Source organism: Bifidobacterium sp. B4079, assembly GCF_026537385.1.
Classification (GTDB): domain Bacteria; phylum Actinomycetota; class Actinomycetes; order Actinomycetales; family Bifidobacteriaceae; genus Bombiscardovia; species Bombiscardovia asteroides_I.
Map to the genome: position 1 here is coordinate 404,879 of NZ_JAFNMH010000001.1, position 26,020 is coordinate 430,898.

Genomic DNA, 26,020 nt, shown 5'->3' on the forward strand with positions numbered 1-26,020 from the left:
GAGCTTGAATATGTTGCGCTGGCAGACGGCAGGGGAATCCCACGGAGAGGCCTTGGTGGCCATGATGGAGGGTCTGCCCGCCGGTGTCGCCGTGTCCACCAAGGATATCGAATCGGCCTTGGCCCGTCGTCGGCTGGGCTATGGCCGTGGGGCCAGGATGGGATTTGAGCAGGACAAGGTGCGACTGCTGACCGGAGTCAGACATGGACGGACGCTCGGTTCACCAGTGGCCGTCGAGATCGGCAACACGGAGTGGCTCAAGTGGGAGCGGATCATGAGCGTGGACGAGCTGCCTGCCGATCAGGAGCCCCCGGCGACCGGTCGCAACGCCCCTCTGACCAGGCCCAGGCCAGGCCATGCCGATCTGACTGGCATGCGCAAGTACGGGTTTACGGATGCGCGTCCAGTCCTTGAGCGCTCATCTGCCAGGGAGACCGCCTCCAGGGTGGCCTTAGGATCGGTGGCTGCCGACTTCCTGCAGCAGGCCCTGGGCATACGGACCGTTTCCCACGTCATCTCCATAGCCGGAGTCGGGCTGGAGGGGCATGAGGCTACGCCCGGCCCTGAAGACGGACCCGCCCTGGATGCCTCTCCGGTCAGGACCTTGGACAAGGACGCTGAGAAGCGGATGGTGGCCAGGATCGACCAGATCAAGAAGGACGGCGACACCGCCGGTGGGGTCTTCGAGGTCATCGCTTATGGCGTGCCTGCAGGACTGGGCACTTATGCGGAGGACGATCGGCGTCTGGATGCAGCCTTGGCCAGCGCCTTCATGGGCATTCAGGCCATCAAGGGCGTGGAGATCGGTGATGGATTCAGCGAGGCTGATCGCCCCGGATCACAGGCCCATGACGAGATGGAGCCCGGTCCTGACGGCACCATCCGCAGACTCAGCAACCACGCGGGCGGCCTGGAGGGTGGCACATCCAACGGCCAGCCCATCAGGGTGAGGGCCGCCATGAAGCCTATCTCTTCGGTGCCCCGAGCCCTGCGGACGGTGGATGTGGCCACCGGCCAGCCTGCCCAGGCTATCCATCAGCGTTCCGACGTGACTGCAGTGCCTGCCGCCGCAGTGATCGGCGAAGCCATGATGAACCTGACGCTGGCACGATTCGCCTTGGAGAAGTTCGGCGGCGACTCGCTCGAGGAGGTTCGGCGCAACGCCCAGGCCTACCTCCAGTCCTGGCCCGAGCATCTGCGGTAGGGGGCGGTCTTGCATGATTGAAAGCAGCAGCATGCCCAAGGCCGTCGTCATCGGCATGCCCGGTGCGGGCAAGACCCGTTTGGGCAGGGAGACGGCCGCCCTGATCAAGGTGCCCTTCCGGGATACGGACCAATGCGTCGAGGAAGAAGCAGGTCTGTCGGTCAGCGAGATCTTCGACGGCCAGGGCGAGCAGGTCTTCCGCGGTATGGAGACCAGGACGGTCCTGGGCCTCTTGAAGGATTTTCCCAGCGGCATCCTGTCCCTGGGAGGCGGTGCTCCCATGAGCATCGAGGTCTTCCAGGCGCTGCAGGACTATCGGCGGGCTGGCGGTGCTGTGGTCTACCTGCAGATCGACCCTGAGGAGGGGATCAGCCGAGCGGCTCACTCGGATCGTCGTCCCCTTCTTCGCGGCGGCGCATCGGAGCGCTGGATGGCTCTCTATCGTGAGCGTCGCAGCGTCTACCAGGGGCTGGCTACCATCACCCTCAAATCCAGGAACACCACCCCCTGGGCCCTAGCCCGACGGCTAGCCGATGCCTTGACTGAGCGGGTGGTTCACGTCAGCGGTCCCTATCCCTATGATGTGAGGATCGGCACCGGGGTGACCGGGCGACTGCATGAGCTGCTTGGCGACCAGACCATGAGGGTGGCCCTGATTCACACCCAGCCGGTCCAGCGTCATTCCGACCATGCCCGGGCCCTGCTTCGCCAGGCCGGGTATCAGGTGGTGGATTTGACCATTCCGGACGCGGAGGCAGGCAAGACCATCCAGGTCAGCCAGGGTATCTGGGAGCGCTTGGCCACCGAGGGCTTCACCCGTTCCGACGCGGTTGTGGGATTGGGAGGGGGAGCGGCCACAGACCAGGCCGGGTTTATCGCCGCTACTTGGATGCGCGGCATCCGCTATGTGAACTGCCCCACCTCCCTGCTGGCTATGGTTGATGCCTCCACCGGAGGTAAGACCGGCATCAACATGGAGCAGGGCAAGAATCTGGTCGGCAGCTTCTACACCCCTGCCGGCGTCCTGGCTGATCTGCGGACTCTGCGGACCCTGCCCAACGAGATCTTCGTAGAGGGCCTGGGAGAAGTGGCCAAGTCCGGTTTCATCATGGACGGAGGTATTCTGCGTGAGCTGGAGGAGCGGGCTGACTGCCTGCGAGCCTTCGACGGACAGGAGTCTGACCAGTGGCTGGGCACGGTGGTCCAGGATCTGATCGAACGCACCGTGGAGGTCAAGGCCCGGCACGTCTCAGTGGATCTCAAAGAGTCCGGCTTGCGGGAGTTCCTCAACTATGGCCACACCTTGGGCCACGCCATCGAGAAGATCGAACACTTCACCTGGCGGCATGGTCAGGCCGTCTCAGTGGGCATGGTCTTCGCGGCCGAGTTGGCCAGGATCACCGGCCATCTGGATCAGGAGGCGGTCGACTACCACCGGCAGCTTCTGTCTTCCCTGGGCCTTAGAACCTGGTGGGATGGTGGCGATTTCGACCATGTGCTGACCCTTATGCATCGGGACAAAAAGGCCCGTGGCAACAAGTTGCGGTTTATCATTCTTGATGGTTTGGGCAAACCCACCCACCTGGACGACCCGCCGGTCTCGGCGCTCAAGGAGGCCTTCCAGGCCATACGCAAGGAGGAATGACAAATGGCGGAAGCCGACAAGGGCAGGCAGACGGTTCTGGTGGTCAACGGACCCAACCTGGGTCGGCTGGGTGTGCGCGACCCTGATGTCTACGGTCGTCAGGATCTGGAGACACTGACCCGGGACTGCGAACAATGGGGTCAGCAGCTGGGCCTGGATGTTCAGGTGCTGCAATCGGACGACGAGGGCCAGGTCATCTGTTGGATGCATCAGGCGGTAGACCAGGGCAGCGCGGTGGTACTCAACCCGGCGGCCTTTACCCACTACAGCTATGGACTTGCCGATGCCGCCGTCCAGGTCACCCAGGCAGGGCTGCCACTGATGGAGGTTCATATTTCCAATCCTTCATCCCGGGAGGCCTTCCGCCGACGCAGCGTCATCTCGCCGGTGGCCACCGGCACCATCACCGGCCTGGGCTTCTACGGCTACCGGCTGGCCTTGGAGGCAGTGGCTCACCTGCAGGAGAGCGCATGAGAGACAGCGGAGAGATCGGCAAGAAGCTCTCTGCACCGCCCAAGGCCATCCTTGTCCGCGGCGCCAGGGTCCACAACCTGCGCAATCTGGATGTCGACGTTCCTTTGAATCATCTGGTGGGCATCGCCGGGGTCTCGGGCTCCGGAAAGTCCTCCCTGGCTCTGGGGGTCCTCTATGCCGAGGGCTCACGGCGCTACCTGGAATCCCTGTCCACCTACACCAGGAGGCGGATGACCCAGGCCCAGCGCCCTCAGGTGGACTCGGTGCGTTTCCTGCCCCCCGCATTGGCCCTGCGTCAACGCCCGGGCGTGGGCGGCATGCGCTCCACCTTCGGCACTGCCACCGAGCTGCTTAACGTGCTCAGGCTGATGTTTTCCCGGCTGGCCAGCCACGTCTGCCCCAATGGCCATCGGCAGGAGCCCACCCTGGCAGTGGCAGCCGAGATGACCATCAGCTGCCCTATTTGTGGTGCAAAGGTGGAGCCTCCCAGCGCCGAGGAGCTGGCCTTCAACTCCCTGGGGGCCTGCCCTGCCTGCCAAGGGACCGGGACCGTGCGCGAGGTGGACGACGCCACCCTGGTTCCCGATGGCAGCCTGACCATCGACCAAGGGGCCGTGGTGCCATGGCGGACCTTCGGCTTCAACGTCCAGCCCGACATCGTGCGCGAGTTCGGAGTCCGCACCGACGTGCCCTGGCGGGATCTGACCGATCGGGAACGAAAGATCGTCTTCGAGGGGCCAGCCGAGAAGAAGCACATCACCATTACTTCAATCAAGGGTGTCCATGAGCTGGACTTCACCTTCCGCAACGCACGGCTGACCGTGACCGAGGAGCTCAAGAGAGCCAACGACGACAAGCGCCTGGCCAAGGTGTCCAAGTTCCTGACCGAACGGACCTGCCCGGACTGCAAGGGCACCCGGCTCAACCAGCGGGCGCGTCTGCCCGAGATCAACGGAGACAACCTAGCCGAGGTCACCTCCTGGCCTCTTGATCGGGTGCTGGACTGGGGTCGGAAGCTGCCGCCCACGCTGCCTGAACCTATGCGGCCCATGGCGTCGGCCCTCTGCAAGACCCTGGATGAGATGGGCAGGCGACTGATTCAGTTGGGACTGAGCTACCTGACCCTGGACCGCTCCAGCGCCTCCCTGTCTACCGGGGAGCGGCAGCGGGCCCAGCTGGCCAGGGCTGTGCGCAATGAGACCACTGGCGTGCTCTATGTGCTGGACGAGCCCTCGACCGGCCTGCATCCTGCCAACCTGGAGGGGCTTACAGGGGTCATGCGCGACCTGCTGGCCGACGGCAATTCGGTGGTTTTCGTCGACCACGACGTCAAGGTTCTGCAATCAGCCGACTATCTGATCGAAATGGGTCCCGGAGCAGGGGAGCGCGGCGGCAGGATTTTGGCCCATGGAGCCCCTGAGCAGATCGCTGCAGACCCGGACTCGCGTATTGCCGGTTTTCTGGATGGACGCGAGCCTGTTCTGGTACGGGACCGGCATCCCATGCCTGCAGAGAATGAGTGGATCCGTATGCAATCAGGACCCATTCACACAGTCCACCCTCTCGTTCTAGCCATTCCCCGTGGGTGCATGACGGCAGTGACCGGTGTATCCGGCTCAGGAAAGACAACCATGATCCTGGAGTCTCTGGTCCCGGCTTTGCAGGCCCGCATTCAGGGCGACCCCATGCCCAAGCATGTACACAGCCTGGAACCAGCGGGCATCGACAGGGTCCGGCTGGTGGACTCCTCGCCCATAGGCATCAACGTGCGCTCCACGGTGGCCACTTACTCGGGGCTGATGGTCCGGCTGCGTCGCCTCTTCGCGGCCACTGACCAGGCGAAAAAGGACAAGTTGGGCATCTCTGCATTCTCCTATAACACCGGATCCCTGCGCTGCCCCCAGTGTGACGGGACCGGGCAGATCAGCCTGGATGTGCAGTTCCTGCCTGACATCCCCATCACCTGCCCTAGCTGCCATGGTCGTCGATACCGTCCGGAGGCCGAGCACTACCGTTTGTCCACGCCGGCCCACGCGGAGCCGATGAGTCTGCCCGATCTGCTAGCCATGGAGGTGGGCCGTGCCCTGGAGGTCTTCGCACAGGGCCGCGAGTACACAGCCATCCGCCGAGGCTTGCAGACATTGAAGGACCTGGGCTTGGACTACCTGACCCTGGGGGAGGACACCCCCTCCCTGTCTGGAGGGGAGGCCCAGCGGCTGAAGCTGTCCAACGAGTTGGGCCGTAGGCAGAATGGCTCCATGTTCGTTCTCGATGAGCCCACCACAGGCCTGCATCCCTTGGATGTGCGCGTCCTGATCGGAGTACTGGAGCGCCTGGTCAGCAAGGAGGCCACGGTGGTCTTCATCGAACACGATCTGGACATGATCGCCAACGCCGACTATGTGGTCGATATGGGTCCGGGGGGCGGCGATCGAGGCGGAAGAATCGTGGCCCAAGGGGACCCGGAATCCGTGGCTCGCAACCCGGATTCGGTGACCGGCCGCTACCTGGCCGACCACCTGCATTTGAGCCGTCCTTGAATCAGTCAGTCCTCCTCGAGTGTTGGCCGGTTTCTGGTCGCTCCCGCCTGATAGGCTGAAGTTCCATGGTCAGAGAACATGGAAATCCGCAAGGGCATATTACCAAACACATTTTCGTCACCGGCGGCGTGGTCTCTTCGCTGGGCAAGGGACTGACCGCATCATCTCTGGGTCGTCTACTGAGAAGCCGTGGAATCCGCGTTCTTCAACAGAAGCTGGATCCCTACATCAACGTCGATCCAGGGACCATGAACCCCTTCCAACACGGCGAGGTCTATGTGACCGAGGATGGGGCCGAAACCGACCTGGACATCGGCCATTACGAGCGTTTCACCGACGTCTTCCTCTCCCAGAAGGCCAATGTAACTACCGGCCAGATCTACCAGTCCGTTCTGCGCAAAGAGCGGGCGGGGGAGTACCTGGGCCAGTGCGTCCAGGTCATTCCCCATGTGACCAATGAAATCAAGAGCCGCATGCGGGCCCAGGCCAGTGACGATGTGGATGTAATCATCACCGAGATCGGAGGGACTGTGGGCGACATCGAGTCCCAGCCCTTCATGGAGGCCGCTCGCGAGGTTCGTCGGGACATCGGTCCGGACAACTGCATGTTCGTTCATGTCTCGCTGGTGCCCTATGTGGCAGCCGCCCACGAGCTGAAGACCAAGCCCACCCAGCACTCGGTCATGGCCCTGCGCCAGCTGGGCATCGCCCCCGATGCCTTGGTGTTGCGCTCTGACAGGCCGCTCAACCAGGGCATCAAGGACAAGATCTCCCTGATGTGCGACGTGGATGCCGAGGGCGTGGTCAACTGCGTGGATGCGCCCAGCATCTATGACGTGCCCAAGATCCTCTATAAGGAGGGTCTGGATACCTACGTGGTGCGCAAGCTGGGGCTGCCCTTCCACGACGTCGACTGGAACGAGTGGGAGGATCTGCTGGACCGGGTCCACAACCCCCGTACCAAGGTGACCGTCGCCATCGTGGGCAAGTACATCGACCTGCCTGACGCCTACCTGTCGGTCATCGAAGCTCTGAAGGCCGGCGGCTTCGCCAATCGGTCCCAGGTCCAGGTCAAGCTGGTGGCAGCCGACACCTGCGAGACCATGGATGGCGCCCGCAAGGCCCTGGAGGGCGTTGACGGCATCGTGGTTCCCGGAGGCTTCGGCATCCGTGGCATCGAGGGCAAGATTGGCGCTTTGCGCTACGCCCGTGAGACCGGCCTGCCCGCCTTGGGACTCTGTCTGGGTCTGCAGTCCATGGTCATCGAATTCGCCCGTCACGTCCTGGAGCTGGAGGATGCCAACTCCTCGGAGTTCGAGCCTGACTGCGAGAACCCGGTCATCGCCACCATGGAGGAGCAGAAGGAAATCGTGGCCGGCCATGGCGACATGGGCCACACCATGCGGCTGGGCGCCTACCCGGCAGTGCTCAAGCCCGACTCCCTGGTAGCCCGGCTCTATGGCTCCACTGAGATCTCAGAACGCCACCGCCACCGCTATGAGGTCAACGTCGCCTACAAGGAGCGGCTGGACAAGGCCGGCCTGCACATCTCAGGCACCAGCCCGGACGGGCAGCTGACCGAGTTCGTGGAGCTCTCCCAGGACCAGCACCCCTTCTATGTGGGTACCCAGGCCCACCCGGAGTTCAAGTCCCGGCCCACCAAGCCGCATCCTCTCTTCACCGGCCTGGTCAAGGCCAGCCTGGAGCACGGAGGCCAGGAGGCGGCCTGAAGTCAATTCCTTTTGGACTCTTCCGGTAAGATCGCCCGTTTCCCTCTTATAGGGAAGCGGGCGATTGTCCATATCGGCGCTTTCGCCGAAAGGAAGGGTCGGATTCCTTAGAGAGCGTAAGCCCGGGTCTGGCGGTTCACCAGTGCCACGGTTATCCTGTAAAGGTGTGATCGGCCGCATATGGTGGCCGTGCGTGTGTTAGGAGGTCTCAGCTCGTGGACAGCACCTCGCAGCGGACAGACACATCGCGGGATGTGGAAATGAGCCAATATGTGGCCGACCGCTCCCGCGTCAATGAAGAAAAAATCAAAAAAGACGACCAGATCATCTCCGAGTTCGGCGACTACACCTATGGCTGGCACGACTCCGATGATGCCGGTCGCAACGCTCACAAGGGCATCGACGAGGACGTGGTCCGGGCCATCTCGGCCGACAAGGGCGAGCCTGACTGGATGCTGCAGATGCGACTCGAGGGCTATCGGGCTTTCATGGACAAGCCCATGCCCAAGTGGGGCGTGGATTTAAGCGGGTTCGATGCCGACGACTTCAAGTACTACGTCAAGCCCTTGAAGGAGCAGGCCAAGGACTGGAAGGAACTGCCCGACGACATCCGCACTACTTACGACCGGCTGGGCATCCCCGAGGCCGAGAAGAAGCGGCTGGTCTCCGGTGTAGCCGCCCAGTACGAGTCCGAGGTCATCTACAATTCCATCCGTGACGACCTGCGCAAACAGGGGGTTATCTTCCTGGATACGGATACGGCCCTGAAAGAGTACCCGGACCTCTTCCGCAAGTACTTTGCCACGGTCATTCCCCCGGACGACAACAAGTTCGCCGCCTTGAACACGGCGGCCTGGTCGGGTGGCTCCTTCGTCTACGTGCCCAAGGGAGTCCATGTGGACATCCCCCTGCAGGCCTACTTCCGGATCAACACGCCCAACATGGGCCAATTCGAGCGCACGCTGATCATCGCCGACGAGGGTTCCTACGTCCATTACGTGGAGGGCTGCACGGCCCCCATCTACTCCACCGACTCCCTGCATGCGGCCAATGTGGAAATCGTGGTCGAGCCTCACGCCCGTGTGCGCTACACGACGGTCCAGAACTGGTCCAACAACGTCTACAACCTGGTCACCCAGCGTGCCTATGTACGCGAGGGCGGCACCATGGAGTGGGTGGACGGCAACATCGGGTCCAAGGCGACCATGAAGTACCCGGCCTGCATCCTTGCCGAGCCCTACGCCAAGGCCGAGACCCTCTCCCTGGGCTTCGCCGGCCAGGGACAATACCAGGACACGGGCGCCAAGATGATTCACCTGGCACCCCACACCTCCTCAACCATCGTCTCCAAGTCCATCTCCCGCAACGGGGGAAGGGCCGCATACCGGGGCCTGGTCAAGATCATCAAGGGTGCCGAGAAGTCCTCTTCTTCGGTGGTCTGCGACGCCCTGCTGGTGGACGACTACTCCCGGTCGGACACCTACCCGCACGTGGACGTTCGCGAGGACGACGTGTCCATGGCCCACGAGGCCACCGTCTCCAAGGTCTCCGAGGACCAGCTCTTCTACCTGATGAGCCGCGGTCTGGAGGAGAAGGAAGCCATGGGCATGATCGTGCGGGGGTTTGTGGAGCCTATCTCCCGGCAGCTGCCCATGGAGTACGCGTTGGAGCTCAACCGCTTGGTCGAATTGCAGATGGAGGGTTCGGTAGGCTGATGTCACAGAAGAGCGAAATAACCATTCCGCATGCGGATCCCAAGGACCCATACGCTTTCCCGGCAACCATGCCGTCCAGCGCCGACAAGGAGCCCCGCTCCTTCAATCCTGACGACTTCCCCATGCCCACCCGCAAGCAGGATGACTGGCGGTTCACCCCCATCGACCGAATGGAGGAGTTCTTCGCTGTCTTCAAGCCCAGCGGTCTGACCAGGGTCTCGGTCACCATGATCGACGGGTCCGTCCCTCCCGCAGATCAGGTCAGCTTCAGCCAGATTCCCATGGCTCAGGCTCCCTGCGGCACTGTCCTCAAGCCCAGCGACCGAGCGGCAGCCGTGGAGTGGGCGAGCGGCAAGCAGGCGACTGTGGTCAACCTCAGAGGCACCTTGGATCAGCCCGTGCTGGTCCGTGTCAATGGCGGCGGCCCCGAGTTGGATGCCTTCCACTTGGTCATCAAGGCAGAGGCGGGCACCAAGGCCGATCTGGTGGTCGAGCACCAGGGCCAGGCACGTCTGGCTGAGGGCGTTGAAATCGACATCGGTGACAAATCGCAGATGTCGACCACCTTCATCCAGGAGTGGGACAAGGGCAGCAAGCATGTAGGCAACCATCGCATTCACCTGGGAGCCGAGGCCTCCCTGCGTCACTCTGTAGTCAGCCTGGGCGGCGATGTCGTGCGGCTGCGCATGGACCAGGACTTCGGCGGCGAGCAGGGCGACCTGAACATGTTGGGTATCTACTTCGTCGACCCCGGCCAGCACATGGAGCACAGGACCATGGTGGTGCACAACCATCCCAACTGCAAGTCCCGCGTGGTCTACAAGGGGGCCCTGGATGGAATCGGCGCGCACACCACCTGGGTGGGTAATGCGCTCATTCAGCCCACCGCGCCTGGAACCGACTCCTACGAGCTCAACCGGAATCTGGTGTTGACCCCTGGGGCCATCGCGGATTCCGAGCCCAACCTGGAGATCGAGAACGGCGACATCATCGGGGCAGGCCATGCCAGTTCGGTTGGGCGCTTCGACGACGAGGAGCTCTTCTACCTGCAGTCCCGCGGCATCCCCGAGCAGGAGGCCCGCAAGCTGGTGGTTCGAGGCTTCTTCGGAGAACTGGTGGAGGAGATTGACGTCCCCAGCGTCTCCGGGCACCTGATGGGGGTCATCGACCGCAGGCTGGCGGCCGGCGAGGATCAAGAGATGCAGCACGTTTTGGAGGAGAACTGACATGTCCACATTGGAAATCAAGGATCTGCACGTCTCAGTGGAGACCAAGGAGGGTCGCAAGCAGATCCTCAAGGGGGCCACGCTGACCGTCCACTCCGGTGAAACCCACGCCATCATGGGGCCCAACGGGTCGGGCAAGTCCACCCTGGCCTATACATTGGCCGGCCATCCCAAGTATGAGGTGGATTCGGGCCAGGCCCTGCTGGATGGGCAGGATCTGCTCAAGATGACCCCGGACGAGCGGGCCAAGGCAGGGCTCTTCCTGGCCATGCAGTACCCGGTAGAGGTGCCTGGCGTGTCCATGACCAACTTCCTGCGTACTGCCAAGACCGAGGTCGACGGCAAGGCCCCGGCCATCCGCCAGTGGACCAAGGATCTGAATGATGCCATGAAGCGGCTGCGCATGGATCCCAAGTTCGCCCGGCGCTCGGTAAACGAAGGCTTCTCAGGCGGCGAGAAGAAGCGGGCCGAGGTCCTGCAGCTGGAGCTCCTCAAACCTAAGTTCGCCATCCTGGACGAAACCGACTCCGGGCTTGACGTGGACGCTCTGCGCATCGTCTCCGAAGGGGTCAACAGGGCCAAAGGGAAAACCGGCATGGGCGTGCTCATGGTCACCCATTACACCAGGATTCTCAAGTATATCCAGCCTGACATCGTCCACGTTTTCGCCGACGGTCGCTTTGTGAAGACCGGCGGTCCCGAGCTGGCCGACACCCTGGAGGAGACCGGGTACGACCAGTACCTGCCAGAGGGCGCCGACTCCGAATCGGCCCTGGCCTGAGGATAAGAGAAGAGGTCCGCAATGGTCATTGATGACAGCATTCGGCAGCAGTTTCCGATTCTGGACCAGCAGGTGCATGGCCACCCCTTGGTTTATCTGGACTCGGCTGCCACTGCCCAGAAGCCCCTGGCGGTCATCGATGCCGTTCGGGATTTCTACCTGAAGGACAATGCCGGGGTGCACCGGGGCGCCCACGAACTGGCTGCCCGCAGTACCATGGCCTTCGAGCATGCACGCTCACGCGTGGCCGCCTTGGTCGGCGCAGAAGGCCAGGAGGGCGGCGAGGAGATTGTCGTCACCGCCGGGGCCACGGCTGCTCTGAACCTGCTGGCCACCGCCTTCGGCAATGCCAGCCTGGGTCGTGGAGGCAAGGCGGCACGTAGATTCGCCCTGAAGCCCGGGGATGAGGTCGTGGTCAGCAAGGCCGAGCATCACTCGGTTCTCCTGCCCTTCCAGGAGCTCTGCTACCGGACCGGGGCAGTCCTCAAGAGTTTCGATCTGGACCCGGATGGCCGTGTTCTGGCCGATACCGCCGACCAGGTCATTACCGAGCGGACCAAGGTGGTCGCCGTCACCCATGTCAGCAATGTGACCGGCGCCATTACTGACATCAAGCCCATTGTCCGCCGTGCCCATCAGGTGGGTGCCCTGGTGGTGCTGGACGTATGCCAGTCGGTGCCTCACCTGCCTATCGATCTGCACGCCATGGACGTGGACTTCGCTGCCTGGAGTGCGCATAAGATGTATGGCCCCACCGGCGTGGGCTTCCTCTATGGCCGCCGAGAGCTGCTTGAGGCCCTGCCACCGGCGTCATTCGGCGGATCCATGGTGGAGCTGGCCTATCTGGACCGTCCAGCCAGCTATATGGATCCGCCAGCCCGGTTTGAGGCTGGCACCCAGCCGGTTGCACAGATGATTGGCGCTGGCGTAGCTGCCGATTGGCTGATGGATCTGGGCATGGAGAACGTGGCTGAACACGAGAAGGCCATCGCCATTGGTCTGTTGAGGGTGGGGGAGTTGGATGGGGTACGTATCCTAGGGCCGACCACTCCAGAGGACCGGATCGGCACGGTCGCCTTCGACGTGCAGGGGGTCCATCCCCACGACGTGGGCCAGTATGTGGATTCGCGCGGCATTGCCATCCGCGTAGGACACCATTGCGCTCAGCCGGTCCATCGACACTTCGGTCTGATGGCCTCCAACCGGGCCTCGACCGGTGTTTACAATACTGTGGCCGACACGGATGCCCTGCTGGATGCCGTTTCCGGAGTCCGCAGGTTCTTCCGGGTGGCATGAGGGTCTTCACCGGCAGCGCATCGACGGTTTTGGCTAAGACATACTGGTAGGTTTAAGGACATGGCAGATTTCGGGATGGATGACGAGGATCTGGAGCAGATGTACCAGGAGGTGATCCTGGACGCGGCAAGGGATCCTCACGGGCGTGTAGGGGATCAGGCTGATGGGGGAGAAGACTCTGACGGCGACGGCGTGACCATCAGGGTGGAGCACGAGGCCTGCCTGGCTGCCGAGTCCCATCAGTTCAATCCCACATGCGGGGATCAGGCAACCATTCATGTGGAGGTGGCGCCTGGCGAGCAGGGCGGCCCCGACCTCATCCAGCGAATCGTCTGGCAAGGTTCAGGCTGCTCCATCAGCCAGGCCAGCCTGTCCATCATGGTGGATCTGGTCCAGGGGCAGACCGTTGACCATGCCATGGACCTGGCTGCTGACTTCCGCAAGCTTATGGAATCGCGCGGAGCTGGCATCGAGGATGAGAAGGCGCAAGATGCCCTTGGCGATGCCATGGTCTTCCAGGGCGTGTCCAAGTATCCCATGCGAATCAAGTGCGCCCTCCTGGGTTGGGAGGGCATGAAGGCCTCGGTGGCCCAGGCCCTGTCAGCTGGGCGGGTGGGCGACAAAGCTGTGAAGGAGGAGCAGGCATGAGCGGCAACACGAATCTGGTGCCCGAACCCCAGGACTCCATCCTGGCCTCGGTGGGCAGGGCCATCAGCGATCCAGACACGGCACAGGCCTTGGCTGGCAATCCCCTGGGCGCAGAAACGGTTCTGAAGTCGGCCGAGGGAGGTTCCATGCGTCAGGTCGATGGTCAGGCGAACAAGGAGTCTGATTTGGCCAAGGCCGGCGATCAGCGCGCCGACCAGACTGCCCCTGAAGTCTTCCCCGAAGGTGTGTCAGCGGACCAAGGCTCGAATGACCAAACTTCGGCTAGCGAGCAGGTCACCAATAGCGAGAAAACAGTTGACCAGAATGCCGCTGAAGCTGAGGCCGCCGCTGAGGAGGCCATCCCTCTCAAGGCCGTCGACGACATCGGCCGGGCCACCGCCGAGGATGTCAGGGAGGCCCTGCACCAGGTCATCGATCCCGAGCTGGGCATTGATGTGGTCGACCTAGGACTGGTCTATGGCATAGAAATCGACGAACTGGGAAGGGCCATCATCACCATGACCCTGACCACGCCAGCCTGCCCGCTGACAGACCTGATTGAGGACCAGTGCGCTAGTGTCCTGGCGGGCCTGGTCGAGGAGTTCCGCATTGACTGGACCTGGTCGCCGCGTTGGACCCTGGACATGATCACGCCTGAGGGTCGTGAGCAGCTGGCCGCCATCGGCTTCAACTTCGAGAACATGCCCACCTATCAGTGAGGCCATCTGTCAGGTAGGTCGTTTCAGGTCCTTCCATGCGATTATACTGATGATTCCGGTCCGCCGTGACCGGCACGGCGCATGAGAGAAAGCACAGTGAAATGGCATTGACCATGGGCTGGAAACTTCATGGCGACGGGAAAACATTGGCTCCGGGCGAGGTAGTAGAACCGGATGAGCGACTCACATGGCCACGTACGGCCGGGATCGGTGCCCAGCACGTCATCGCCATGTTCGGTTCCACTTTCCTAGTCCCTATTCTGACCGGATTCGACCCCTCCACTACCCTCTTCTTCACGGCCATGTCTACGGCCCTCTTCCTGCTTATCAACCATAACCGTCTGCCCTCCTACCTGGGCAGCTCTTTCGGTTTCATCGCCCCGGTCCTGGCAGTGACCACCGCCCACAAGGGTCTTGCTGTGGCCTCCTTCGGGATCATGGTCACCGGCGCCTTGCTCTTCCTGATTGGCCTGATTGTCCACTTCGCAGGCTCGCGATGGATCGATATGATCATGCCCCCGGTGGTCAACGGCGCTATCGTGGCCATCATCGGCTTCAATCTGGCCCCCTCGGCCTGGAAGAATTTCAAATCGGCCCCGCTGACCGCCCTGGTCACCCTAGTGGCCGTCATGCTGATAGCCGTGCTCTTCAAGGGCTTGATCGGCCGTCTCAATATTCTTCTGGGCGTCATCGTCGGCTACATCTTTGCGGTCGCCCAGGGCCAGGTCGACTTCGCAGCTGTGGAAAAGGCCGCCTGGTTCGGTCTGCCTCACTTCCACACTCCTCAGGCCGACCCTTCAGTCTTGGCCATGTTCATCCCTGTGGTGCTGGTCCTGGTGGCCGAGAACATCGGTCATGTCAAGTCTGTGGCCCTGATGACCGGGCGCGATTATGACGATCAGATCGGAACCGCCCTTATGGCCGACGGTCTGGGCACTACGCTGGCCGGGCTGGGAGGAGGCTCGGGCACCACCACCTACGCAGAGAACATCGGCGTCATGGCTGCCACCAAGGTCTATTCCACAGCCGCCTACTGGTGCGCCGCCATCTTCGCCTTCCTGCTCTCCCTCTGTCCCAAGTTCGGTGCCGTCATCAACACCATTCCCACCGGCGTTCTGGGCGGGGTCACCACCATGCTCTACGGCATGATCGGCATGCTGGGCATCCGCATCTGGGTTGAGAACAAGGTGGACTTCGGCAAATCCGTCAACATGACCGTGGGCGCCGTCGTCATGATCGTGGGCATCGCAGACTTCACCTTCGCAGTGGCTGGAGTCAGCTTCAACGGCATCGCTATTGGCTCTGTGGCTACTCTGGCCATGTATCACGGTCTCAAGGCCATCGGTCGCTGGCGGGGAACTATCGACCCGGACGACTACATCCATGAGGATTCGCAAGCCGTCTCCCAGCAGAGCTGATTGCGCCATGTCCGCCCGACATTCCCTGGTTGCCTGATGCTCGAACCTTAACTGCTGACAAGTATCGCTGACGCCAAAGATTGTCCGGTATTAAGTACGAAGCCATGCAGTGAAGAGACTCAGGGCAGCAGGAATTCGCTACGCAGCAGAGGGCTCAGTTGGTTGGCTGGCTTAGTCAGCTGGCAAGGCTCGGCTAGCATGCCTGCTGGGGTCTGGTTGCGTAGAAGGCCACAGCGCTTGATGCAGCCACGTTCAGACTGTCCACGTCGTGGCTCATGGGGATGCGCACGGTCAGGTCCGCCCGGGCGATGGTCCTGTGGCTGAGCCCGTCGCCTTCTGTGCCGAATATCAGGGCCAGACGATCGATTTGATCGGGCCCGGGTCTTAGACGCTCGGCCAGATCATCCAGGCTGATGGCATCCCGGTTCAGGGCCATGGCTGCAGTGGTGAAGCCCAAATCGTGCAGTTGGCGCATGCCCTGGTCGGGCCAGGCGTGGACGTCGTCGCCACCAATCCTTGTCCAGGGAACCTGAAAGACCGTGCCCATGGAGACTCTCGCGGCCCTGCGGTAAAGGGGATCAGAGCAGGAGGGGGTGACCAGGACCGCATCTACCTGCAGGGCCGCCGCAGAACGCATCAGGGCGCCGATGTTGGTGTGATCAACAATGTTCTCCATGACGGCCACCCGTCTTGCCGAGCGGCAGATATGCTCGACTGTGGGCAGCGGCCAGCGTCTCATGGCCGCCAGCGCGCCCCGATGCAGCCGGTAGCCGGTGATGGTCTTGAGCTGTGCGGGGCTGGCTACGTAGACGGGAACGTTGGGCCCGAAGGCAGCGTCCACCTGGTCGAACATGGAATGCATCCCCTCCAGCCAGGTCTCTTCCACCAGGAAGGAGATAGGCTCAACCCCGGCATCCAGGGCGCGGGCGATGACCTTGGGGGACTCGGCGATGAACAGGCCCCTGGCAGGCTCCAGACGATTGCGCAGCTGCGGCTCGGTCAGCCTGGTGTATGCCTCGATTCTTTCATCGTCTATGGAGTCGATTCTCACCTTGAGCACGCCTGCAGCTCCTTTTCCCGGTCCTGAGAACAGCATAGGCGGCGCAACCGAAAACATCCGGTCGCGTCGCCTAAGGCAGTTGAAATTCAGCCCAGGTAAGCTATCACTGCCTCTCTTGTGCAGCCTGACTATCGGCGGCAGCAATGCGCTTTGCGATGTCGCCCTGAGGGCCAAGCTCCGGCAGCAGCAGGACGAAGACATCGGAGAGCAGGAAGATCATGCTTTCCAGCCCCAGGTTGAGCACGTAGTTGCCCTTGCTGATCGAGGAGATGATGATAGGCAGCAGGAAGGCGCAGAGAAGACCAACAGTGCTGACCAGACCACCGGCGCTTCCGGCATACTTGCCGCGAATCTCAGGCAGGGCGAAGGGCATGGCCTGGACGATGGGGCCGTTTATGGCACCAAAGGCGCCTGAAATGAACATGATGCAGCAGAGCAAACCCACAACAGGGGCCTTCTTCAGCATCAGCACCACTGCCCAGAAGTAGACCATGAGTGCCGTACCCACCAGAATGGTGGCGAAGAGGTAACCCTTCCACTTGCCAAGACGAGAGCTGATCATGGGCCCGACGATGGATCCTGCGATGGAGCCCAGGGCCGCTGCTGAGGCGACAAGACCGGCTGATGTCTTGTTGAAGCCGTTGTTGTTGATCAGCGTTTGGGGAATGAATCCAGCGAAGGCGGTAGATGCAGCCATGGAGCAGCCGTAGCAGAGGGCGATCAGCCAGACATTGCGGCTCCGTGCTGCGACGTTAAAGTACTTGAGCGGAGAATCGGTGGCTGGTGGCAGATGCACTCCTTCAGGAGCGTCACGAATCAGAAAGACCCAGAGCAGGCTTGCCACCGTCAGGATGATAGCTGCGCTCAGATAGGAGTTGCGCACCGAGAACCGGGGAGCAACCATTTGGGCCAGAATGACCCCGATGCCGGCCGATCCATAGAAGAATCCCATGGCAATCTGCGTCTGATCGCCGAACCAGACGCTGAGGATCTTGACCAGATTGGCGTTCAAAGCCGCAATGCCGGCCCCCAGCAGGAACATTGAGAGCATCTGCAGCGGGAAGTTGAGGCCGAAGGTCCTGATGTAGGCGCCGACCACGGCTATGGCCAGACCGGTCAGGACTACCTTCTTGGGGCCAACACGGTCACCGATGGTGCCCATGGGGATGCTGAGAAATACTGCAGTCAGCATGGGCATGAGCAGCAGCGTCGAGAATCCGGCTTGGTCGATGTGCAGCATGGGCATCAGGTAGACCGCCAGAGCGGATATCTGGTACTGCATGTAGTTGGACAGGATGCCGATCAGGCAGACCACGGCCGCGATGACCCAGCGGTAATTGGATGATTTTCGAGTGTTCATGTTCTCTCCCTCCACGGTTTACGTGGAACAGGCAGCTTAGTGACGGTCTCCATCCAACAGGCACTCCTCGAATGCCGGACGGAGCAGATCGATGTTCTCCTTGTTGACGTCCCGGCGCAGGTTCCAGCCGTTTTCGTCGATGACCATGGTGTCTGGATGGTCGATGCTGTAGGGCTTCCAGGCATCGCCTACGCCGCTGACAGGATGGCCGGTGGCGGCGAAGGAGCACCAGGCGTCGTTCATCTCGTCCGACAGATGCATGGGCGGCACCTCGCCGGTCAAGGTCTCGGGCAGGTCAGGCCGTTGGGTGTTATGCAGCACGAAGGGCAGTTCAATGGCATGGCATGATCCCATTCCGGGGATCTTGGAGGCGTAGGTGAACAGGTACTGGTAGACGGTGCTGTACTTGGACTGGTACTCGCACATGAGGTTGGTGCCAACCCTGAAGCCGATCTGGTTGGCGTACTCCAAGTAGCGCTCGGCGGGATCTTCTCCTGGGTGGGCCTGCTCCCAGAGCTTCTCGTAGTGTTCGGAGTCCAACTTGCCATCAAAGTGGAAGATAGCCTGGTGGTGCCAGAAGTCAGGCATTTCGTTGCCAAAGTCCTTGAAGTAGAGCTTCCAGTAGGCAAACTCGTCGGCGTTGCAGCCCAGCATGATCTCTACGTCCTTTGCGGCACCGTCCTTGAATGCCTGTAGGGGCTTGGCCGGAAGGTAGTCGCCATCGGTGGTGGGAGCGAAGATCAGCGAGATCTCATGGATGTGCTTGGTAAAGAACTCTCCGGTGAACTTCATCATGATGTCGCCGACAGGCAGGGCCGCCAGCTCCTGGGCAGTCTTGCAACCCATCATCTCCATGAACTCGCGTGCGTAGGGAGCCGTGGATTCCGGGGTGTTGTAGAGCTGGATGGGGCCGGATTCGCCGATGGCTCTTTGGAAGAGCCCCTTGGCAGCTGGAGCGACGGTCAGCAGCATAGTGGAGCCTGAACCGCATGATTCGCCAAAGAGGGTGACCCGGTCAGGATCTCCGCCGAAAGCGGCGATGTTCTCCTGAATCCACTGCAGGGCGGCGACCTGGTCCATGAGTCCCAGATAGCCTGACTGCCGGTATTCGTCGCCCCCAGGCAATCCGGCCAGGTTCATGTACCCGAAGAGGTTGACCCGGTAGTTGATGGTGACATAGACGACATCGTTGCGCTTGGTGAAGTTGCTTCCGTCGTACATGGGGTCGGACGAACCGCCCTCGACGTATGCGCCGCCGTGGATGAAGACCATGACGGGCAGCCTTTGGGCGCCCTCATGGCCGACCCAGACGTTCAGGGTCAGGCAGTCCTCGCTCTGCTGGCGGCGTGAGGCATACATGACCGGGTCGTATTTTTGCAGGGCGGAATCCCCGAAGTGAGTGCAGTCGTAGTCGCGGTGCTCGGGATCCAGATGCTCCGGGGCCTTCCAGCGGCGTGCGCCCACGGGAGGTTTGGCGTAGGGGATGCCCAGGTAGGCGACAGTCCCCTGAGAGGTGGTGATGCCATGGTAGGTGCCAAATTCTGTGGTGACAGTTGGCATGATTTTCCTTTCCAGGAAGTAATGATCGGTCGGCGGCTGTGTCCCCGTCGACCCTGGATAAATGTCACCCTATGGCCTGGTGTCAGTCGAAGGTCAAATCGGGTGGAAGGGCAGTGTGCAGCTTTGGGTCTGAAGATTCATATAGGGGGCAAAACACTGACAGAACGAGGATTTCAGGCTGATACGATGGATTACGTCCATAAAGATGCAGGGGGAGGGGAGTATGGAAAAACCCTAGGGTCGGACCAGACCCGTGCAGGAGGCAGCCATGGAAGCCGAGGTAGATGACACAGAGAGCCTGATCGAGGAGGGCTACACCATCCGTCAGACGGCACGCTTGTACGACATCACCACTGAGACCCTGTATTACTACGAGCAGATCGGGCTGGTGGTGCCCCGACGCAATCCGGTCAACGGTTATCGACTTTATGGGCCGGACGACTTTGCTCGGCTCAACGTCATACAGGCCCTTCGGAAGCTGGATTTCAGCCTGGACCGCATAGGACATTACTTGAAAAATCGCACCTTCGATGCCACCCTCTCGCTGATTGACGAGGAGGTGGAACGTGTTGACAGCCAGATGCGGTATTTGGCCTCCATCAAGCGTGGCCTCTTGAGCAGCCTGCAGAAGTATACGCATGCCATGACTTCCATATCCCCGGCACGGACCGTAATCGTCCACCGTCCCTTGCGTCACTGCGCCCTGGTGGCGGACCACATGATCGGCTACGACAGGATACCCTTCGCATTCGCCCACTACACGGCACTGCACCACGAGACGCTGCAGATCCTCAATACGCTGACCTGTTATCAAGTGGATGCTTCACGTCCGGTCAAGGGCTGGTTCCCGCCCAAGGCCATCCTGCTCTACTGCCCCGATCCAGGGTTCAGCGGTGATTATGATCTGCCAGCCGGCACCTATGCCTCCTGCACCTTTGTGGGCAGTTTTGCTCGCTGCAGACAAATCCATGGCAAGATGCTCGAAGATCTAAAGACCATGGGCTACCGTGTGGACGGAGATCCCCTGGAGTTCTGCCTCATCGGCGAATACGAGTCCAACGACTTCGATGAATATGTGAGCAGGATGGAGATCCCTGTAGCCTCCAACGACCTGGAATCGAGTGTCCGGAACGGGAGTTGAACCCGTACGCCTGTATATATATAGGCACTAGCACCTCAAGCTAGCGCGTCTACCATTCCGCCACCCGGACAGGTGCGTAATTGCAACGGAAATAATCATAGCATCTTGGGCGGAATCACGCACTGAGCGATTGGGGGAGCGTGTCGCCACGGAGAGTGCTTTTTCGGCGGCGGGCTGTAGCCTAACATCATGACTGCACCCCTCTTCCTGCTGGATCCCGACCACGATGATTCCCCACTGGCCAGCGATGAGCTCCATGCTGGCTGGCGTCTGACCCTGCCCGAGCACGTTTGTCGCCATGCCTTGGGTTCCATGAGGCTGAAGAACGGGGACCAGCTGGATTTATCAGACGGGAGCGGACTGCGCATCAGCGCCCTGGTCAGAGATGCCTCAACCGGCCTGGTGGAGGTCACCGCTGTGGGCCGGCAGGCGTCTCCCGAGAAAGAACTGATTCTGGTCCAGGCCCTGGCTAAGGGCGGCAGGGACGAGCAAGCCATAGATATGGCCACCCAGATCGGCGTGGATAAAGTGATGCCCTGGCAGGCTGATCGGTCCATAGCCAAATGGAGGCCAGGCCGCAACGACCGGCACTGGCAGGCCGTCTTGGAAGCAGCCACTGAGCAGAGCCGGAGGGCCTACCGTCCTCGGCTGCTGGGCAAGGTGGACAGCCGTGGTCTGGCCGCCTGGTGTCGGAAGGCCACCGATGAGGGAGGCCTGGTCCTGGTGCTGCACCAGGACGCCGACCTTGGTTGGGATGCGGTCCGCAAACGCGTAGACAAGCTGCCAAAGAGCTCGTCGGTCGCCGTGGTTGTGGGTCCTGAAGGCGGAATTGCCGATCAGGAGGTCCAGACCATGATGAGGGAGGGGGCCCTGGCAGTCCGGTTGGGGGACAACATCCTTCGGGCTGCACTGGCTGGACCTGTGGCCCTGACCCTGCTGGCGGACATGCTGGGTCGCTGGCAGTCAGAGGCCCCTGAGCCCAGCGCATGAAGTCGCACGCAATATACAACCTCGACAATAAGATGGAAAACAGCGAAAACACCAAAAACAGCAATTTCGGCAAACAGTAAGGAAGCAAGGAGTGGTCATGAGCGATGACGATCGACAGGAGGACTGCATTTTCTGCAGAATCGTGGCAGGGGAGGTCCCCAGCGAAAAGGTCTATGAGGATGAGACCGTCTACGCTTTCAAGGATGCCAACCCCAAGGCCGCCGTCCATGTCCTGATCGTCCCGCGTCACCACTATGCGTCGGTGGCCGACCTGGCCAAGGCTGATCCCGACACTCTGGCCCACATCGTCCAGGTGGCGCAGCAGATCGCCGATCAGGACTATCATGGAGCCTACCGGCTGATTTTCAACACGGGGGAGGATGCCGGCCAATCAGTCTTCCATGTCCACGCACACGTCCTGACCGGACAGGTGTTGCCCGAGTGATGCCCGTGTTCACCATCGTCATCGTGCAGGAAGGGAATCCGTGGCGGTAACTACGCGAACCCTGGAGATTCCGGAGGGGATCGACCCGGTTCAGGTGCTGGGGCCGGAGGATGCAGTCATCGACAGGATTGAGCGCGCCTTCCCGGCAGTGTCCATCCTGGTTCGTGGCAACCGGATCATGCTGCAGGCTCAGGACCGGCAGGGGGACGTTCAGGCGGCTCAAATACGGGACCTGCTGACCGAACTCATGCAGACAGCCGACCAGGTCCCAGTGGATGCCGATCAGGTGGGGCGAATACTGGACCATCGCCGCTTGGGGACGGCCGACGCAGCTGATTACTCCCCACCAGAAGGGCGGACAATTAACATTATAGGCCGCAATTATCAGGAGACAGCCATTGCAGAGTCCGAGGGGGACAACACACTGGACGGCATCGGCCAACTCCGCCAGGCGGCCCCCGCTGCAGTTCGTCGCCGCCCTCTGACCCAGGCCTCCAAGGGTCCGATCAGGCCCAAGACTGCTGGTCAGTCTGCTTATGTGGCCGCCATTGAAACGCATACCATCACTTTCGGCATCGGCCCGGCCGGCACCGGCAAGACCTATCTGGCGGTGGCCAAGGCTGTGCAGGAATTCCGGGCCGGGCGCATCGGGCGCATCATTCTGACCAGGCCTGCCGTGGAGGCGGGGGAGAGCCTGGGCTTCCTGCCTGGCACCCTCAATGAGAAGGTAGACCCCTATCTGCGGCCCCTCTACGATGCCCTGGCTGACATGCTGGGCACCTCGCGGCTCCATCGGCTTCTGGCTGATGAGACCATTGAGGTTGCCCCGTTGGCCTACATGCGCGGGCGTACCCTGAACGATGCCTTTGTGATCCTGGACGAAGCGCAAAACACCACCCGCAGGCAGATGAAGATGTTCCTGACCCGTCTTGGATTCAACACCAAGATGGTCATCACCGGCGACGTCACCCAGGTGGATCTGGGCGGGCCCGCATCTGGTTTGGCCACTATAGAACAGGTGCTGCACGGCATCAACGATATTGCCTTCGTACACCTGCAGGCGGCCGATGTTGTGCGCAATCGACTGGTTGGGCAGATTGTCCGGGCCTACGACCGCGCCGATCAAGCCAGCAACCGGGGACGGGAGCAGGCATGAGCGTAGAAGTGACCAACGAGACCCAATGGCTGATCGATGCCAAGACCTTCTCCGACTTGGGGGTGTGGGTACTGGATCAGATGCGGGTGAGCACCCAGTCCGACATGACCATCATCTTCAACGATCCCGAGCCCATGGCGGTGCTGCATGAGCGCTGGATGAACCTGGACGGTCCTACCGATGTCATGAGCTTTCCCATGGACGAGCTGCGCCCCGGCGATGAAAACCATCGGCAGGAGGGAATCCTGGGCGATATCGTCATCTGCCCCTGGGTGGCGGCGCAGCAGGCCTTGGCAGCCGGCCATTCCACCATGGAGGAGATGCTGTTGCTGGCCGTCCACGGTACCCTGCATCTGCTGGGGTATGACCACGTCAGCAGGGAGCAGGAGGCGCAGATGTTTGGATTGCAGCGCCAACTCCTGTTGACCTTTTTGGCCCTGCGCCAGGGGCCCATCACGGATGCCGCGCTGCCGGCCGGGGCCACCAATGCTCTGGAGATCTATGAGCGGTACGGCCGTGAAGCCCATCAGGGAGGCAAATCCCATGAGTGAGCGGACCATCGCCGCCCTGGTGATCATGGCTTTGGCCGTAATCGCCCTGGTCGTGCTCTCTCTGGCGCTTGCCGAGGCCCAGGGTGCACTCAACCGGGTGACCCGATCCAGTCTCAACAATTTGATCTTGGGCTTGCAGACCGATCAGGAACTCAGCCAGTTCTCTAGGATGAAGCGAATCGACCGTATTCATCGGGCCCAGAGTCTGATCTCCCAACGGCAGGTGACCGGAAGCGCCTGTGCCTTTTTCCGCATCATCTGCGACATCATGGTCGGCGTCCTGGTGGCCAGCATGGCTGCTCTTGGCGGCCTGTCCCTCTGGGAGCAGCTGCTGTGTGGAGTGGTCATGGCCATCCTGGTGGCCGCCGTCTCCGTCACTCTGGGTCCGCATGGCCGCTCCCGCCAGCCTATGGAAACGCTGCTCAAGCACGTGCGTCTGGTCGGGCTGGCCGTTCTTCTGACGCCTTTCAAGCGTCGGCGGCAGGCTGAGGCCCGTTCCCGCAAAAACCATCGTGGCGACCTTTCCGACGACGAGGAACTGGAGAAGATCCAGATCGAACAGGGCCGTGCCATGGTCGACCAGCTGGTGGAGGCCGGCGCCTTCGATCCGGAGATCTCCGAGATGCTGAAGAACGTGCTGACCCTGTCGACTACGCTTACCCGGGAGATCATGGTTCCTCGCACCGATATGATCTGCATCTCCAAGGATGCCACTTTGGATTCGGCCCTGAAGCTCTTCTCCCGGTCGGGATTCTCCCGCATTCCTGCCATTGGCGACGACGTGGATGACCTGGTCGGCATCGTCTACTTGAAGGATGTGGTCCGCGCCCTGGCCTTTAGCCGTAAGGGCGACAGATCGATCGCCTCCATCATCCGTCGGCCCGTCCTGGTGCCTGAATCCAAGCCGGTGGACGACCTCTTCCACTACATGCAGCGCTCCCGCCACCACCTGGCTGTGGTCGTGGACGAATACGGGGGCATCGCCGGCCTGGTCACCATTGAGGACGCCATCGAGCAGATCGTGGGGGAGCTGGAGGACGAGCATGACCAGGTCCAGCACGATGAGCCCAAGCAGATCGGCCCACACACCTGGCAGTTGCCGGTCCGCACGCCCATTGCCGACCTGGAGGAGCTCTACGAGATCACCATCGACGAGGACGATGTGGATACGGTCTATGGCCTGCTGACCAAGTTGCTGGGCTCCGTGCCAGTCTCAGGCTCATCGGCAGTGACCCGAGGAATCAGGCTGACCGCAGGAGAAGCCGTGGGTCGCCGCAAGAAGATCGCCACCATCGTGGTCGAGCCAGCCAACGGATCCAGCATCGCCCTGGAGGACGGTGTAGGGCAAGAAGACCAACAGGCCGACGGGGATCAACCCGGGCAGGGCAGTCAGGAGAATTCATGACCAAGGAAGAACACAGTGATGCCAAGGCGCCGGTCCACCGATCGGGGTTTGTGGCAGTAGTAGGCCGACCCAATGTGGGCAAGTCCACGCTCATGAACGCCCTGGTAGGCAGGCCCATCGCCATCGCCTCCTCCCGGCCGGAGACCACCCGCAAGGCTATTCGAGGGATTATGACCCGCCCTGAGGCCCAGGTGGTCTTGGTGGATACCCCGGGCATTCACCGTCCGCGCACCCTGCTGGGCCAGCGGCTCAACGACGTGGTGGAGGCCTCCCTGTCGGACGTGGACGCCATTGCTTTTTTGTTGCCTGCCGACCAAGCCATAGGCCCTGGCGACCGTCGCATTCTCAGCCGGCTGCGGTCCGACTTCGCCCGCAAGGACAAGGACGGCAAGTGGATCTGGCGAAAGCCCCTGATCGCCATAGTGACCAAGATCGACCAACTGGGCAAGAGCCAGCTGGTGGACAAGCTTCTGGAGATTGGCGCCTTTGCAGACTTCTCTCAGATCGTTCCGGTCAGTGCCATGGAGGCTGACAACGTGGACGAGGTGGCACAGGTTTTGATTGATGCCATGCCCGAGGGCCCCCAGCTCTACCCTGACGACCAGCTGACCGAGGAGCGTCCAGAAGATATGATCGCCGAGATGGTTCGCGGAGCCTACCTGGAAGAGCTCAACGACGAGCTACCCCATTCCCTGGCCGTCCGTGTGGAGTCCATCGAACCGGATCCGGAGGGCGGACGCGACACAGTTCAGATCGGCATTTATGTAGAGCGCGACTCCCAGAAGCCCATCGTCATCGGGCGTGGGGCCGAGCATCTGGTGCGGGTGAAGAAAAAGCTGCGTACTGCCGTCAACCGGACCATGGGTCGCAAGGTCCGGTTGGATCTGCACGTCAAGGTGGCCCGCAACTGGCAGACCGACCCCAGGCAGCTGGATCGCCTGGGGTTCTGATCATGC

At 61.7% G+C, this 26,020-nt stretch carries 22 protein-coding genes and 1 tRNA gene; 19 read left to right on the plus strand and 4 right to left on the minus strand.

All coding sequences use genetic code 11. The annotated features are described in order from the left end of the window. Positions 1–10: 10 nt before the first annotated feature. From aroC to J3T95_RS01775, 12 genes are all read left to right on the plus strand, one after another. Complete coding sequence (aroC, locus tag J3T95_RS01720; RefSeq protein ID WP_267450192.1) at positions 11–1,204, plus strand: chorismate synthase; 1,194 nt, start codon at positions 11–13, stop codon at positions 1,202–1,204. A 13-nt stretch (positions 1,205–1,217) separates the two neighbouring features. Continuing rightward, positions 1,218–2,849: a bifunctional shikimate kinase/3-dehydroquinate synthase gene (locus J3T95_RS01725; RefSeq protein ID WP_267450193.1), complete on the plus strand. Its 1,632-nt coding sequence runs from the start codon at positions 1,218–1,220 to the stop codon at positions 2,847–2,849. A 3-nt stretch (positions 2,850–2,852) separates the two neighbouring features. Continuing rightward, positions 2,853–3,323: a type II 3-dehydroquinate dehydratase gene (gene aroQ, locus J3T95_RS01730; RefSeq protein ID WP_220235901.1), complete on the plus strand. Its 471-nt coding sequence runs from the start codon at positions 2,853–2,855 to the stop codon at positions 3,321–3,323. Continuing rightward, the gene (locus J3T95_RS01735; RefSeq protein WP_267399877.1) at positions 3,320–5,863 is read left to right on the plus strand and encodes an excinuclease ABC subunit UvrA; all 2,544 of its coding nucleotides are present in this window, start codon (positions 3,320–3,322) and stop codon (positions 5,861–5,863) included. Before aroQ ends, J3T95_RS01735 begins: the two co-directional genes overlap by 4 nt. 65 nt (positions 5,864–5,928) lie before the next feature. Further along, a complete protein-coding gene (locus tag J3T95_RS01740; RefSeq protein WP_220235899.1) occupies positions 5,929–7,593 on the plus strand; it encodes a CTP synthase in 1,665 nt (554 codons plus the stop codon). 260 nt (positions 7,594–7,853) lie between these two features. Continuing rightward, positions 7,854–9,308 (plus strand): Fe-S cluster assembly protein SufB, encoded by a 1,455-nt coding sequence (sufB, locus tag J3T95_RS01745; protein WP_267450565.1) that lies wholly within the window; start codon positions 7,854–7,856, stop codon positions 9,306–9,308. After that, positions 9,308–10,534 carry a Fe-S cluster assembly protein SufD gene (gene sufD / locus J3T95_RS01750; RefSeq protein ID WP_267399878.1) on the plus strand — a complete coding sequence of 409 codons (1,227 nt, stop codon included), beginning with the start codon at positions 9,308–9,310 and terminating at the stop codon, positions 10,532–10,534. Before sufB ends, sufD begins: the two co-directional genes overlap by 1 nt. A gap of 1 nt (position 10,535) precedes the next feature. After that, entirely contained in the window at positions 10,536–11,315 is a 780-nt protein-coding gene (gene sufC / locus J3T95_RS01755; RefSeq protein WP_220235897.1) for a Fe-S cluster assembly ATPase SufC, read from the plus strand. Between the two features lie 21 nt (positions 11,316–11,336). After that, positions 11,337–12,611: a SufS family cysteine desulfurase gene (locus tag J3T95_RS01760; protein WP_220235896.1), complete on the plus strand. Its 1,275-nt coding sequence runs from the start codon at positions 11,337–11,339 to the stop codon at positions 12,609–12,611. A gap of 60 nt (positions 12,612–12,671) precedes the next feature. Then, complete coding sequence (gene sufU / locus J3T95_RS01765; RefSeq protein ID WP_267399880.1) at positions 12,672–13,259, plus strand: Fe-S cluster assembly sulfur transfer protein SufU; 588 nt, start codon at positions 12,672–12,674, stop codon at positions 13,257–13,259. Then, positions 13,256–13,978 (plus strand): metal-sulfur cluster assembly factor, encoded by a 723-nt coding sequence (locus J3T95_RS01770; RefSeq protein ID WP_324123846.1) that lies wholly within the window; start codon positions 13,256–13,258, stop codon positions 13,976–13,978. The genes sufU and J3T95_RS01770 overlap by 4 nt, the downstream gene beginning before the upstream one ends. Before the next feature lie 101 nt (positions 13,979–14,079). Next, complete coding sequence (locus J3T95_RS01775; protein WP_267450194.1) at positions 14,080–15,396, plus strand: uracil-xanthine permease family protein; 1,317 nt, start codon at positions 14,080–14,082, stop codon at positions 15,394–15,396. 193 nt (positions 15,397–15,589) lie between these two features. Here the strand turns inward: J3T95_RS01775 and J3T95_RS01780 are convergent, their stop codons facing one another. The 3 genes from J3T95_RS01780 to J3T95_RS01790 all read right to left on the minus strand — a co-directional run bounded on the left by J3T95_RS01780 (position 15,590) and on the right by J3T95_RS01790 (position 19,376). After that, a complete protein-coding gene (locus J3T95_RS01780) occupies positions 15,590–16,456 on the minus strand; it encodes a TrmH family RNA methyltransferase (protein WP_267450195.1) in 867 nt (288 codons plus the stop codon). Positions 16,457–16,559: 103 nt separating this feature from the next. Then, complete coding sequence (locus tag J3T95_RS01785) at positions 16,560–17,816, minus strand: MFS transporter (RefSeq protein ID WP_267450196.1); 1,257 nt, start codon at positions 17,814–17,816, stop codon at positions 16,560–16,562. Positions 17,817–17,852: 36 nt separating this feature from the next. Next, the gene (locus tag J3T95_RS01790) at positions 17,853–19,376 is read right to left on the minus strand and encodes a carboxylesterase/lipase family protein (protein WP_267444399.1); all 1,524 of its coding nucleotides are present in this window, start codon (positions 19,374–19,376) and stop codon (positions 17,853–17,855) included. Between the two features lie 268 nt (positions 19,377–19,644). Between J3T95_RS01790 and J3T95_RS01795 the strand changes: the two genes are divergently transcribed. Then, entirely contained in the window at positions 19,645–20,517 is an 873-nt protein-coding gene (locus J3T95_RS01795) for a MerR family transcriptional regulator (protein WP_267450197.1), read from the plus strand. Here J3T95_RS01795 and J3T95_RS01800 read toward each other — a convergent pair. After that, positions 20,499–20,587 (minus strand) — tRNA-Leu (locus tag J3T95_RS01800). The two genes, J3T95_RS01795 and J3T95_RS01800, sit on opposite strands and share 19 nt — an antisense overlap. Before the next feature lie 119 nt (positions 20,588–20,706). Here J3T95_RS01800 and J3T95_RS01805 point away from each other — a divergent pair. The 6 genes from J3T95_RS01805 to era all read left to right on the plus strand — a co-directional run bounded on the left by J3T95_RS01805 (position 20,707) and on the right by era (position 26,014). Then, complete coding sequence (locus J3T95_RS01805) at positions 20,707–21,507, plus strand: 16S rRNA (uracil(1498)-N(3))-methyltransferase (protein ID WP_267450198.1); 801 nt, start codon at positions 20,707–20,709, stop codon at positions 21,505–21,507. A gap of 97 nt (positions 21,508–21,604) precedes the next feature. Continuing rightward, positions 21,605–21,952, plus strand: coding sequence for a histidine triad nucleotide-binding protein (locus J3T95_RS01810; protein WP_267399889.1), 348 nt, complete (start codon positions 21,605–21,607; stop codon positions 21,950–21,952). Positions 21,953–21,992: 40 nt separating this feature from the next. Beyond that, entirely contained in the window at positions 21,993–23,108 is a 1,116-nt protein-coding gene (locus tag J3T95_RS01815; RefSeq protein ID WP_267450199.1) for a PhoH family protein, read from the plus strand. Next, a complete protein-coding gene (gene ybeY, locus J3T95_RS01820) occupies positions 23,105–23,659 on the plus strand; it encodes an rRNA maturation RNase YbeY (RefSeq protein WP_267450200.1) in 555 nt (184 codons plus the stop codon). Before J3T95_RS01815 ends, ybeY begins: the two co-directional genes overlap by 4 nt. After that, positions 23,652–25,064 (plus strand): hemolysin family protein, encoded by a 1,413-nt coding sequence (locus J3T95_RS01825; RefSeq protein ID WP_220235884.1) that lies wholly within the window; start codon positions 23,652–23,654, stop codon positions 25,062–25,064. Before ybeY ends, J3T95_RS01825 begins: the two co-directional genes overlap by 8 nt. Continuing rightward, positions 25,061–26,014 carry a GTPase Era gene (gene era / locus J3T95_RS01830; protein ID WP_220235883.1) on the plus strand — a complete coding sequence of 318 codons (954 nt, stop codon included), beginning with the start codon at positions 25,061–25,063 and terminating at the stop codon, positions 26,012–26,014. Before J3T95_RS01825 ends, era begins: the two co-directional genes overlap by 4 nt. Positions 26,015–26,020: the final 6 nt, after the last annotated feature.